This is a genomic window from Dyadobacter sp. OTU695 (assembly GCF_038440355.1).
Lineage (GTDB): Bacteria > Bacteroidota > Bacteroidia > Cytophagales > Spirosomataceae > Dyadobacter.
The window spans coordinates 127,214-139,520 of record NZ_JASATN010000002.1; the positions used below are offsets into that span (position 1 = coordinate 127,214).

General features: G+C 51.3%; 9 protein-coding genes. All 9 read right to left on the reverse strand.

The window, feature by feature from the left end; translation table 11 throughout:
• Positions 1-116: 116 nt before the first annotated feature.
• On the reverse strand, positions 117-1,568 hold the full coding sequence (locus tag AAHB90_RS06315) for a S41 family peptidase (protein WP_342084096.1): 1,452 nt from the start codon (positions 1,566-1,568) through the stop codon (positions 117-119).
• A 333-nt stretch (positions 1,569-1,901) separates the two neighbouring features.
• Positions 1,902-2,804, reverse strand: coding sequence for a myo-inosose-2 dehydratase (gene iolE, locus AAHB90_RS06320; RefSeq protein ID WP_342084097.1), 903 nt, complete (start codon positions 2,802-2,804; stop codon positions 1,902-1,904).
• A gap of 95 nt (positions 2,805-2,899) precedes the next feature.
• On the reverse strand, positions 2,900-4,765 hold the full coding sequence (iolD, locus tag AAHB90_RS06325; RefSeq protein WP_342084098.1) for a 3D-(3,5/4)-trihydroxycyclohexane-1,2-dione acylhydrolase (decyclizing): 1,866 nt from the start codon (positions 4,763-4,765) through the stop codon (positions 2,900-2,902).
• Positions 4,766-4,795: 30 nt separating this feature from the next.
• Positions 4,796-5,746 (reverse strand): class II fructose-bisphosphate aldolase, encoded by a 951-nt coding sequence (locus AAHB90_RS06330; protein WP_342084099.1) that lies wholly within the window; start codon positions 5,744-5,746, stop codon positions 4,796-4,798.
• Positions 5,747-5,919: 173 nt separating this feature from the next.
• Positions 5,920-7,530: a sodium/sugar symporter gene (locus AAHB90_RS06335; protein ID WP_342084100.1), complete on the reverse strand. Its 1,611-nt coding sequence runs from the start codon at positions 7,528-7,530 to the stop codon at positions 5,920-5,922.
• Between the two features lie 204 nt (positions 7,531-7,734).
• A complete protein-coding gene (gene iolG, locus AAHB90_RS06340; protein WP_342084101.1) occupies positions 7,735-8,763 on the reverse strand; it encodes an inositol 2-dehydrogenase in 1,029 nt (342 codons plus the stop codon).
• Between the two features lie 29 nt (positions 8,764-8,792).
• Positions 8,793-10,259, reverse strand: coding sequence for a CoA-acylating methylmalonate-semialdehyde dehydrogenase (locus tag AAHB90_RS06345; protein ID WP_342084102.1), 1,467 nt, complete (start codon positions 10,257-10,259; stop codon positions 8,793-8,795).
• Between the two features lie 14 nt (positions 10,260-10,273).
• Positions 10,274-11,281 carry a 5-dehydro-2-deoxygluconokinase gene (gene iolC / locus AAHB90_RS06350; protein ID WP_342084103.1) on the reverse strand — a complete coding sequence of 336 codons (1,008 nt, stop codon included), beginning with the start codon at positions 11,279-11,281 and terminating at the stop codon, positions 10,274-10,276.
• A 144-nt stretch (positions 11,282-11,425) separates the two neighbouring features.
• Positions 11,426-12,289, reverse strand: coding sequence for a 5-deoxy-glucuronate isomerase (iolB, locus tag AAHB90_RS06355; RefSeq protein ID WP_342084104.1), 864 nt, complete (start codon positions 12,287-12,289; stop codon positions 11,426-11,428).
• Positions 12,290-12,307 lie beyond the last annotated feature (18 nt).

Below are 12,307 nucleotides of genomic sequence, written 5' to 3' on the forward strand. Positions count from 1 at the left end.
TTACAGTAAATACGACTAAAACGATGCCAGCCGGCCGGTTTTTTGATGGAACGGGCAGGAAACGGACCGGGCCCGCAAATGCAGGCCCGGTCCAGACAACCATATGTATGTGAGAGTTACTGCGGGATTGCTCTTAGGTTTCCGCCGCGGATCATCCGGCTTTCCTTCGTTTGAAGGTCATCGTGAAGCATTTTGCGGAACGTATCGACGGTCTTCTTCGATGTCAGGCGCTGGCCTTGCGGAATTGGAATGCCCATAATGTCCAGAGCCTTATGGAGCAGTGTTTCATTTTCATCTCCAAAAGGCAGATAGGGAACGGTCGAGTCTTCGACCTCGTAATCGGGCTTCATTCCATTGACAGTACCGTAATCCGACTCGCCGTTGGCGTTGGCGGTCTGGCCCAGCATCAGGTAGACGCCCCATTTCCAACGCTTCTGATCGTCACCTATAAGTCGGCCGAACAGATTTTTGCCGGCAGTATGCTCTCCGATCCTGATTACGCTCATGTAGGGCTTCAATCCATTGATTACCAGTTCGCTGGCAGATGCTGTGCCGTTAGATGTAAGCACGAATACGCGGCTCAAAGCGCTCCCGATATTATTGGCCTCATTCTGGAATTTGTAATTCAACGCGTCAGCACCCTGCATTTTTTGCCAGTACGCCGTGTATTTGTCGTTCCATTGTTCCTTGTAAAAGATTTTGGAGTTTGAAACACCTTTCCCGATCAGCGAAGCGAGTGTTTCGGCCGAACTGATATAGCCACCCGGGTTGAACCGTAAATCGAGTACCAACTCATTCACACCCTTACTTTTGAAATCGGCAAAGACCTGGCGCAGCTCATTGTCATACTTCGACTCGTCGGCGTCGGTACCGGGCACAAATTGGGTGTAAACCAGGTAACCAATTGTTTTCCCATACGCAGGTTTTGAAATAACTGTCGAAAAAAGAACAGGATCTTCGCTTACCAGTGCTTTGGTCACAGTTACCGTCTGGTTGCTTGCCACGATAGCTGTGCCGGAGATTTCTCCTAAGGTAAAAGTGGCCGTTTCGTTATTACTGAGCAGAGATGTATAGTTGCTGGAAGTTAGTTGCGAGCCATTTACTTTCATCAGAATATCGCCTCTTTTCAGGCCCGCTGCCTCAGCCGGGCTACCCTTCACGACATAATTCAGAAATGCCGCTATGTTCGATTTCCCGTTATCGATATAAGACAATGAATAGCTGATCCCGAAAACTTTGCTAATGCCGTCGAACTCATCCTGCAATGCGTCGATATCGTCGGTAACCGCGGAAAAGCGGTCGACGGTAGCCCGTTGATAGACGAGTTTTTCAAAATAATCGCGAGGATCGACGGTTTTATCAAGGCTGCTTTCGGCCGGCAGGTTTTTGTACCAGAAATACGCATCGTCCATCACATCGTAAAGCCAGCTGTTGATGTTAGGATAATCGGCCGTAGTGGTAGAATCGATTGCTGCTACGGCCGGGTCGACATCCTTATCCTTACAACCCACCACCGTCAATGCAAAAATCAGGACATAGAGAAGATGTAATCGTTTGAAGTTTAACATAGTGTTCAGTTTAAAAGTAATGAGTAAACTGATTTGACATAGGCGTGTTGCAACAGAGATTAATCGGTAATATACTGCTGTTACGTAGGTTGGTGGGGAAATGTGGCGGAACCGAGCGCTAATTTTAGCCGAATATGAAACACCGACGCCCGGAGAGAGGCATGCTGTTTGTAGGATGATCGGCTCTTATAAGAAACACTGGCTCCGAAAGGGCCTCCAGGCAATCCAGGAGGCCGTTCGGAGCCGGCAAATGGGTGCTGTAATGTGTTGCCAAAAATAGGAAAGTCCGCCGGGTCCGTCCTGACAATTGTCTTTTCTTAATCTCAATTAAGGTCAAATCCCGGTCAACCCCCTGAAAAAATTCCTTGCGATAATCGCGTATTCCAGCGGGTTCGCCTTGGCAGGATCTTGTTCTGCTTCGAGCACGATCCAGCCGGCATAGTTGCTTTCTTTAATGATGGCGAAAAGAGATGGAAAATCAATACAACCCTCGGGATCGCCTGGAACGGTGAAGACGCCATTTTTGACGGCCGTCAGGAAGCTCAGGCGTTCATCGTGTACACGTCGCAATACGTTCGGACGCACGTCTTTCAGGTGTATATGCGCTGTGCGGCCGATGTATTTGTTCAATGCAGCCACCGGATCTTCGCCGGCGAAATGGAAATGCCCGCAATCGTAGTTCAGAAATACATAGTCGGGGTTGGTTTCGTTCAGCAGCCGGTCTGTTTCCGCGATGGTTTGAATGCAGGTGCCCATGTGATGGTGAAACGCCAGTTTCATGCCACGGTCGCGTGCAATCTTACCCAGCTCGTTCAGACCGTAGGTAAAGCTGTCCCATTCTTCCCGGGTGCTGAGCATACCTTTTCCCTCAAACACAGGCACATCCATTCGGCCCTGGCAGCTATTTCCCGTTTCACCGCCGCCAATCACTTTGGCGCCCATGATTTCGAGGAAATCGAGCAGCCTGGTGAAGTTTGCACGGTTTTCGGCAAAGGATTTGGTCGTCAGTTCATAGCTGTTCCATTGGTTGCAGATCTGCAAGCCGCGGAGTTCCAATGCTTTTTTCAAAACATTAGTGTCTCGTGGAAATTTGTTCCCCACCTCACAGCCGGTAAATCCCGCCAGCGCCATTTCGCTTACGCATTGCTCAAATGTATTCTCGCCGCCGAGCTCCGGCATATCGTCGTTGGTCCAGTTAATGGGAGCAACGCCCAGTCTGATGTTTTCGAAATTCATTTTTTTAAAAAAGGGATGAAGGGGAGGAGAGGGAGGAGGGAGGATGGAGGGCTCTAACCGTTTCCTCCCTTTCCTCCATCGTCCCTTTCCTCCTTTTAAAGAAAAATACGTTGTGTTTTTTTGTTCTCTCGGTAAGTTTCAAATGCTTTTTGGACCGATGCTGATGTCGAAACTTCTGCCACAGGCACTTCCCACCAGGCGTGATAGCCTTTTACGGTGCGGTAGAGGCTGGTTTCGATGTAAATGACGGTCGTGCGGTCAGCGGTTTTGGCTTGTGCCAGGGCATTTTGCAGCGATTGCCTGTCGGTGGCGCGGATCACGTTGGCGCCCAGGCTTTCTGCATTCTTGGCAAGGTCCACCGGCAGAAATCCGCCAGATAGCTGACCGGTTTCATTTTCGCGGTATTTATACATCGTCCCAAAGCGCTCGCTACCAATGCTTTCCGATAGTCCGCCAATACTCGCGTAGCCGTTGTTGTTCAAAAGCAGGATGGTAAAACGCACGCCTTCCTGAATGGATGTGACGATCTCGTGGTTATTCATCAGATAGCCGCCGTCACCGCAGAGCACATACACTTCACGGGAAGGATCGGCCATTTTGGCGCCGAGGCCTGCGGCAATCTCATAACCCATGCACGAGAAACCGTATTCGAGGTGGAAGTTTTTCGGATCGGTGGCGCGCCACAATTTGTGCAAATCGCCCGGAGCACTGCCCGATGCATTGATCATCACATCCCCGTCGTCCATAAAGGTATTCAGCGTACCGATCACAACAGCCTGGTCAATGGGCGGGACTGTGCTGTTCCCTTCGGCGTAGATCTGCGTAACCTCATCGTCCCATGCTTTGTTGATGTCGGCAATATGCCGGCGATAGTCCAGCGCGACTTCATAGTTGCCCAGAAGTCCGGATAGTTCTTCCAGCACTGCCTTCGCATCTCCGATTACCGGCAATGCAGCATGCTTGAACGCGTCAAATTCGCTGATATTGATATTGATAAAGCGGACATCCGGATTTTTGAAGATCGATTTGGAGGCTGTTGTGAAATCACTGTAACGCGTGCCTATACCGATCACAAGATCTGCCTGGTTGGCAACATCAATTGCATATTTGGTACCGGTGGCGCCGAGACCGCCGATGCTGTAAGGCGCATCGTAGCGTACGGCTCCTTTCCCGGCAAAAGTTTCACCAACGGGAATGCCGGTTTTCGAAGCAAATTGGTGAAGTGTTTCGGACGCGCCGCTGTAAATAGCCCCGCCGCCGGCCACGATCACGGGATTTTTCGCTGCTTTGATCCATTCCGCAGCCTTTTGAATCGTAGAAAGGTCCGGACGTGGGCGGCCTATGTGCCACACGCGTTTTTGGAATAGTGATTCCGGAAAATCGTAGGCGTGGGTCTGTACATCCTGAGGCATCGAGAGCGTAACTGCGCCCATTTCCGCCTGTGAGGTGAGTACGCGCATTACTTCCGGCAGGGAGTAAATCAGCTGTTCTGGCCGGTTAATGCGGTCCCAATATTTGGAAACCGGTTTGAAACAGTCATTGACCGAAATATCCTGCGAGGCGGCGCTTTCAAGCTGTTGTAAAACCGGATTAGGCTCGCGTGTTGCGAAAATATCGCCTGGTAGCAAAAGCACAGGCAGCCGGTTGATGGTAGCCAATGCAGCACCGGTGATCATATTGGTAGCACCCGGCCCGATCGAGGTGGTGCAAACGAAGGCTCCGAGCCTGTTTTTCACCTTTGCGTAAGCCACTGCGGTATGCACCATCGATTGTTCGTTGCGGCATTGGTAATAACGGAAGTCCGGATTTTCCTGCAACGCCTGGCCAAGGCCGGCCACATTTCCATGTCCGAAGATGCCGAAACAACCGCCGAAATAGGGTTCTTCGATACCGTCGCGCTCGATGTACTGGTTTTTTAGAAACATGATGGTGGCCTGTGCCACCGTGAGTCGTCTTGTCATGTCTTTGATGGGTTACTGTTCAAAACAGAGTCAGCTGATAGTGTCGCTGAATTCGCCCGCTTTGCCGGTGCAACCGAACAAATCGAATTTTTTCAGCATAAATTTTTTGTATTCCTCCATAAAAATCTTCCCCGGGCTCGTCGGAGCAAATTCATCCGGGCGGTCGCGGAAAAACTCCCGGTTGACCATCGTCCAGAGCAGTCGGGTGTCGGTAGCAATGTTGATCTTGCAAATACCCAGCGGGATCGCTTTTCGCACTTCTTCTTCCTGCACGCCTTTGGCATCGGTTTTCAATTGGCCACCGGCTGCATTAATGCGTTCGATGACTTCCGGCACCACATTAGAGCCGCCGTGCAATACCAGCGGGAAGCCAGGCAGGCGCTGCTGGATTTCTTCAAGAATATGAAATTGTAGACCCTGCCCACCCGAAAATTTGTAAGCTCCGTGACTGGTCCCCACAGCAATGGCGAGACTGTCGCAGTCGGTGGCATGCACAAAATCCTCGACTTGTTGCGGATTGGTGTAAAAGGAATGCGCTGCATCCACAGTAAGGTCGTCTTCCACCCCGGCCAGTACGCCAAGCTCGGCCTCTACACTAATACCTTTGGCATGCGCAGCAGCTACTACCGCTTTGGTACGGGCTACATTTTTTTCAAAAACGTCGTGTGACGCATCGATCATGACCGAAGTGTACCCCCCTTTCTCGATAGCGTCGAAAATATGGTCTTCATAACCGTGGTCCATGTGGATCGCGTACGTGACGCGCGGGTAAATGCGCGCCGCCGCGCCTATCATGGACAGGAGCATGTCTGGATGGGCATAATCGCGTGCGAAGGGCGTTGTTTGTACAATAAAGGGCGCATTTGCCTCCTGTGCGGCAGCGAAAAGCCCGTGGATTTCCTCCATGAAAAACACATTCACCGCCGGTATTGCATAGCGGCCATAGCATTTATGGAACAATTGTTTCGTCGTCAGTAGCATCTGGTTAATGGCTTTCGGCTGTCGGCAATCGGCAGTCTATTATTTGTGGTATCGGCCACATTTTTTATTGTTAATACATCTTGTCTGTGAACTAGCCACAGCATATTCCACTTATCGCCGACAGCCGACAGCCGACAGCCGACAGCCGACAGCCGACAGCCGACAGCCGACAGCTACCAGAATATCGTGTATAAAGCTGCCAGCACACCACATATGAGCACCGAGCCAACTACAAAACTCCTGCCGGGCTGGAACATTGACGCCTCAATTTCGAGGCCTTTCGGATTGTTCTTGCTTTTCGGATCGGCAAGGGAAATGGCGGCGATCACCGCACAGAGTATCAGGAAAATGTATCCCATGCGGTCCAGGAACGGAATTTCGGGGTACATAAATTTGCCGGCTGTCGACAACGGGATCGTCAGCAATGCGGCTGTCAGCGCAGCGGCCGATGTCGTTCTTTTCCAGAACATACCCAGAATGAATATCGCAAACACGCCGGGGGTGATAAAGCTGCTGTATTCCTGAATGAACTGGTATGCCTGATCGAGCACCCGGAGCTGCGGAGCAATGAGGATACCGATGCCCATCGCGACGTAGATCGTGTAGCGGCCCACACGTACAAGCTGGCGCTCGGAGGCGTGCGGGGCGATGTACTGTTTATAAATGTCCAACGTAAATATCGTCGAGATACTATTTGCCTTGCCGGCCAGTGAGGCCACTATGGCCGCCGTGAGCGCGGCAAATGCCATTCCTTTTAACCCGGCGGGCAGCAAATTGAGTAAAACAGGGTATGCGTGATCTGGTTTCACCACATTGCCGTCGAGCATCTCCTGCTGGAACATACCGTTTTGGTACAAGACGAATGCAGCAATGCCAGGGATAACCACGATGATCGGTATCAGGAGTTTAAGCAAAGCCGCGAAAAGGATGCCTTTCCGGGCAGTGGGCAAGCTGGCACCGAGGCTGCGCTGGATAATGTACTGGTTGCAACCGAAATAGGCGAGGTTATTGATCCACATCGCGCCGATAATCACCGACAATCCCGGAAGGTCTTTATAGAACGGATCTTCTTTCGGCAAGATCATATGGAAATGTGAATCGGCCTGTTCTTTTAGCAATGCCAGTGCATTAAAAAGACCCGGGCGGTTGAAATGGATGGACACCAGGTCTAATGCAAGATACGTAGTTGCCAAGCCTCCCAGTACCAGCACAATTACCTGTACGACATCCGTATACCCAATCACTTTCATGCCACCGATCGTAATCACAATCGCGAAAAGGCCAAGGCCCACAATGCCATAAGTGAAATCGAGGCCCGCTGTCACTTCGAGGGCTAGGGCACCCAGGTACAGGATCGACGTAAGGTTGACAAATACATATAACAAGAGCCAGAAGACAGCCATGATCGTCGCTACCGTCGGGTTATACCGTTCCCGCAGGAATTGCGGCATGGTATAAATCTTGTTTTTCAGATACACCGGCAGGATAAACACGGCCACGACGATCAGCGAGGCTGCGGCCATCCATTCGTAGGAAGAAATTGCCAGACCTATCGCAAACCCAGATCCTGACATTCCGATAAAGTGCTCTGCCGAAATATTCGAGGCGATGATCGAAGCTCCGATCGCCCAGAATGTCAGCGAACCCTCAGCGAGGAAGTAGTCGGTCGAGCTGACTTCTTTTGTGTTTTTCTTTTTATAAATCCAGTAACCGTAAGCGGAAACGCCTATCAGATAGATGAAAAATACTATGTAATCCAGCGATTGCAGACCGGTAGTGGACATGCTTGTAAAAGGGTTAGTTGGTTAAAAAGTACGGAAGCGTGATGTTGGTCGGGGGTTGTCAAGTGTGGTCAGGGGTTGTCAAGTGTTGTCAGGTACAGGTTTTCATATGAATGGTGCCTTGTATGGACCAAACTTATTCAATTTTCGCTACACCAGACCACTCCTGACTACATCTGACTATAAATGACCACACCTAATCATCGCCTAAATCACCGCATATTGCAGCACTTCATCCAGTTTCACGCTCCTTCCTTCGGTTAGCGACTTCATGGCCGCAATACCGATGGCGGTTGCCATCAGGCCATCGTGTGCGTCGACAGGCGACGGAGTGTCTTTCAACACGCAATCGATGAACGTTTTAAGGCAAACACGGTAGGCTGTTTCATATCTTTCGAGGAAGAAATGCAGCGGCAGCGAGCTGTGGCCGCCATTACTGTCGAAATGAATGAGCGTATCGGTGGTGTTATTTTCCGCCTTTGCCATTCCTTTCGAACCAAAGATTTCCAGTCGCTGGTCGTAACCGTAAACGGCCTTACGGCTGTTGTCGATTACGCCTATGGCCCCGTTTTCAAAGGTTAAAACAATTACAGCGGTGTCGATATCGCCAAATTCTTTGATTTCCGGATGAATGAGCGCGTCGCCCTTCACAAATACCTCCTTCACCTCACTTCCTACGATGTAACGCGCCATATCGAAGTCGTGAATAGACATATCCAGGAAAATTCCGCCTGAAACTTTCAGGTACTCTACCGGAGGTGGTGCGGGGTCACGGCTCGTAATGCGCAGAATATGCGGCTCACCGATCTTATCATTGGCAACCAGGTGTCTCACGTTGGTGAAGTTGGCATCAAATCTGCGGTTGAAACCGAGCATGAGCTTCACATTGTTGTCTGAAACCGCCTTTTCTGCCGCCTGAATCGCTTCCAAGGTAACGTCAAGTGGTTTTTCACAAAAAACATGCTTTCCTTTTTCCGCCGCAGCCACTGTATAGGGCACGTGAAAAGGTGTTGGCGAACAAATGATCACCGCTTCCACATCGGGGTGGTTGATCACATCGTAAGCATCGGTAACGACCTGGGGAACACCGAGGTCACGTGCAAATGCATGTGCAGCGGGGGAGAGATCGGAAGCGATAATTACTTCCGCGTCGGGCATATGGTGCACCAGGTTGCTAAGGTGGATCTGGCCAATCCGGCCCAGGCCAATCACACCGGTTTTGAGTTTTTTTGTCATCTTAAGAAGTTGCGAGCGAGTTGTCTTTTTTAAAATTTCCTGTTCCATTCTTTCAGCCAGCGTTCGATTACCACCTTGGTCTGGGTGAAGAATTCGACCGCATGCTTGCCCTGGCCGTGGAGGTCGCCGTAGAAGCTATCCTTCCAGCCCGAGAACGGGAACTGCGCCACAGGAGCGGCTACGCCGATGTTGATACCGATATTACCTGCCTCGGCCTCATGGCGGAAACGACGTGCGTTCAGACCGCTGCTGGTGAAAATACATGCCATATTGCCGTATTTTCCGGAGTTGATAAAACGGATCGCCTCGTCGATCGTATTGATGTGCACAAGGCTCAATACCGGACCGAAAATTTCGGTCGCTGCCAGTTCGCCGTCGAGCGGAATGTCCTCGATGATCGTAGGAGCGATGAAGTTCCCGTTTTCATAGCCGTCAATTTTCGCATTGCGCCCGTCGACCAGCAGGCGGCCCCCTTCGTGCAAGCCCTTTTCAATCAGGTTGTTGACGCGGCTTTTGCTTTCTGAGGTAATTACCGGACCCATGAGTACGTCAGCATCAAGTCCGAAACCGGTTTTACGGTTTCTGGCCGATTCCACCAGGCTTTCGGTAATATCCTTGTGCTCGCCCACTGTAATGATCGTAGAGGCCGCCAGGCATCGCTGGCCTGCGCAGCCATAAACGCTGTCGATCACGATTTGTGAGGTCATATCGATATCGGCATCGGGCAGAACGATTACAGGGTTTTTGGCCCCGCCCTGCGCCTGCACCCGCTTGCCGTTGGCAGAACCTTTGGAATACACATAGCGCGCAACATTGGAGGAGCCTACAAAGCTGATACCCTTGATCACCGGATGTTCCAGAATCGCGTCCACCGTTTCACGGGCGCCTTGCACGAGGTTCAGCACCCCTTTAGGAAGATCCAGCTGGTGCATTAATCCGACGATCTTGGTCATCGTCAGCGGCACTTTTTCCGACGGCTTGATAATGTAGCTGTTCCCGCAGGCGAGCGCGTAAGGTAGGAACCAGAATGTGATCATGCCCGGGAAGTTGAACGGCGCGATACACGCACACGGGCCCAGGGGCTGGCGGATCATATACTCGTCGATACCTTTGGCAATATCTTCCGAAAACTCGCCCTGGATTAATGTCGGCATACCGCAGGCATTCTCCACATTCTCGATCGCGCGCACCATTTCGGCTTTGGCTTCGATGAACGTCTTGCCCGATTCGAGCACGATAGTTCGTGCAATATCATCAGTATTGTCTTCGAGCAGTGTTTTTAGCTTAAAAAGATATTGCACACGCTTCGAGACGGGGGTATTTCTCCATTCCTGAAAACCTTCGTGAGCGGCCGCGGCGGCATCGGCAACGTCCTGCGCAGTGCCATAGGGTACTTTTGCCAGCACTTCCTGGTTGGCGGGGTTGAGCACATCCACATAGTTGTCGGAATGGCTGTCGACCCAGCGGCCGTTGATGTAATTCTGTAATTTTTCCATTTGTATTTTAAAACTTATAAACCTCCGTATCCTTTCACGAACTCCATTACTTCATCGTAGGCCGGCATGAAATTCGCACAACCTTCCCTCGTGACGATGATTGCCCCGCATGCATTGCCCATTCTGACACTTTTATATAAATCCCAGCCGCGCAGCAATCCGAACGAAAAGCCGGCGCAGAAAGCATCACCCGCTCCAAGTACATTCAGTACCTCGACGGGGAAACCCGGCACTTTCACCTCTTCCTTTCCGGGTTGGAAAATGGAGGCACCGTCTTTACCACGCTTCACAACCAGTGTTTCTACCCCCGATTTCAGGATTTCACTGATTGCATTCTCAATATTCCCCCGTATCTCCGGCGCAGATATTTGCTGATGTTTAATTAAAAGTTGCTCTTTATCGGTCAGGAAAGTCGCGAGAATTTCTTCTTCGGTTCCTACCACGATATTGAAGCTTCCCAACGCCGCCCGGATCGTTACCCCGAATGCACGCGGATCGAACCACTGGTCGGCGCGGAAATCAATGTCCAAAAGTCTGGTAACGCCGTTTTTCTTTGCCAGTTCCAGCGCGTAGAACATCGCCGTACGGCTGGGGTCCTTGCTGAATGCGGTTCCTGAGAATGCCGCAGCCTTGAAATCCTGGAACGGTATGGCGGATACGTGATCGATATTCAGGTTGATATCCGCGCAGTTTTCACGGTAGTAAACCAGCGGGAAGCGATCGGGGGGCTCTATGCCCAGCACAACGGCGGAGCTGCGGGTACCCTCGATGACAGGAACCCATTCGGTAACGATGCCCTCGTTGTCAAGGAAGTGTTTAATAAAATTTCCAACCTGGTCATTTCCGATACCGGTCAGGATGGCCGTTTCCAGACCCAGCCGACGGCTCCCAGTAGCAATATTGAGCGGACAACCACCTACAAAGGCGTTGAATGCCTCGATTTTTTCAAAAGGGCTGCCCACGTTGGCCGAGTAGAGGTCAATGGACGAGCGGCCAAGGGTAAGAAGGTCGTATTTGGGCATAGTTTGTGGAACTTCGGCTTTCGGCTTTCGGCCGTCGGCTTCTGTTTTATGTTTTAGTTTGAATGCTCGCTTTTGGCCATTTCTATTGTATTGCACTACATTTCTTCAACTGAACAAGCCGACAGCCGACAGCCGAAGTACCCTTCATCCATTCATTTCGACCGTGACAATCGGTAATCTGGGGTCGGAGCCTTTCCAGGTTCGGTAAATCCAGTCATGGTCGGGGTCGGAAGTATTGGCAAGCGACTGATCGCTTCCGGCGAGGAAATTGAGGTAATATACGTTGTAGCCGTGGCCTGCCACCACTGGGTGGTAGCCTTTCGGAACGAGCACCGCTTCGTTGTTTTTCACACGGATAATCTCGTCCAGCGAACGATCTTCTGTGTAAACCTGCTGGATTGCGTAGCCCTGCGGCTTGTCGATTTTATAAAAATAGATTTCTTCGAGGTTCGCTTCGAGCAGGTTGCCGTCGGCATCTATTTTCCGCTCGTCGTGCTTGTGCGCAGGGAATGAGCTCCAATTGCCCGAAGGCGTGTAAACTTCTACGCAAACGATTTTATGGCATCCAAATCCCGGTTCGAGCAGGCTGTTGATCTGGCGGTTGGCATTATCGCCACCGCGGTATTCGATGGCGGCTTCTTCGGGGCGCTTCATGCGGGGCGGATGGTCTTCATCGGAAAGGACCTTGCAGATCGCAATATCGGTGCCCGGTGACTGGGCCGTGAGCACAAAAGGCGTGCGGCGCGAAAGGTACATCGCGTGGCCGATCCCGCTGAACACGTCTTTGCGACCATTCCCTGTTTCCCAGACCTGCCCGGCGGCTTCTACTTTGAAATTTCCGCCCAGCAATACAAAGCAATATTCATATTCGCCCGTATCACCCGCGATTTGTTCGCCCGCTTCCAGTATTTTAGCCTCGAAGTTCAGGTAGGTCCATCCAGCCTGTTCGGCCGTGAGGGAATGATAGGTCTTATCGTGTGTTCGGGGCTTGATCAGCAGGTTACTCATTGTGGTAAATCCATTACA

What these genes read in the sequence shown, in the direction of transcription:
- AAHB90_RS06315 (WP_342084096.1), bottom strand. Translation starts at nt 1,568, where the DNA reads ATGTTAAACTTCAAACGATTACATCTTCTCTATGTCCTGATTTTTGCA.
- iolE (WP_342084097.1), bottom strand. Translation starts at nt 2,804, where the DNA reads ATGAATTTCGAAAACATCAGACTGGGCGTTGCTCCCATTAACTGGACC.
- iolD (WP_342084098.1), bottom strand. Translation starts at nt 4,765, where the DNA reads ATGACAAGACGACTCACGGTGGCACAGGCCACCATCATGTTTCTAAAA.
- AAHB90_RS06330 (WP_342084099.1), bottom strand. Translation starts at nt 5,746, where the DNA reads ATGCTACTGACGACGAAACAATTGTTCCATAAATGCTATGGCCGCTAT.
- AAHB90_RS06335 (WP_342084100.1), bottom strand. Translation starts at nt 7,530, where the DNA reads ATGTCCACTACCGGTCTGCAATCGCTGGATTACATAGTATTTTTCATC.
- iolG (WP_342084101.1), bottom strand. Translation starts at nt 8,763, where the DNA reads ATGACAAAAAAACTCAAAACCGGTGTGATTGGCCTGGGCCGGATTGGC.
- AAHB90_RS06345 (WP_342084102.1), bottom strand. Translation starts at nt 10,259, where the DNA reads ATGGAAAAATTACAGAATTACATCAACGGCCGCTGGGTCGACAGCCAT.
- iolC (WP_342084103.1), bottom strand. Translation starts at nt 11,281, where the DNA reads ATGCCCAAATACGACCTTCTTACCCTTGGCCGCTCGTCCATTGACCTC.
- iolB (WP_342084104.1), bottom strand. Translation starts at nt 12,289, where the DNA reads ATGAGTAACCTGCTGATCAAGCCCCGAACACACGATAAGACCTATCAT.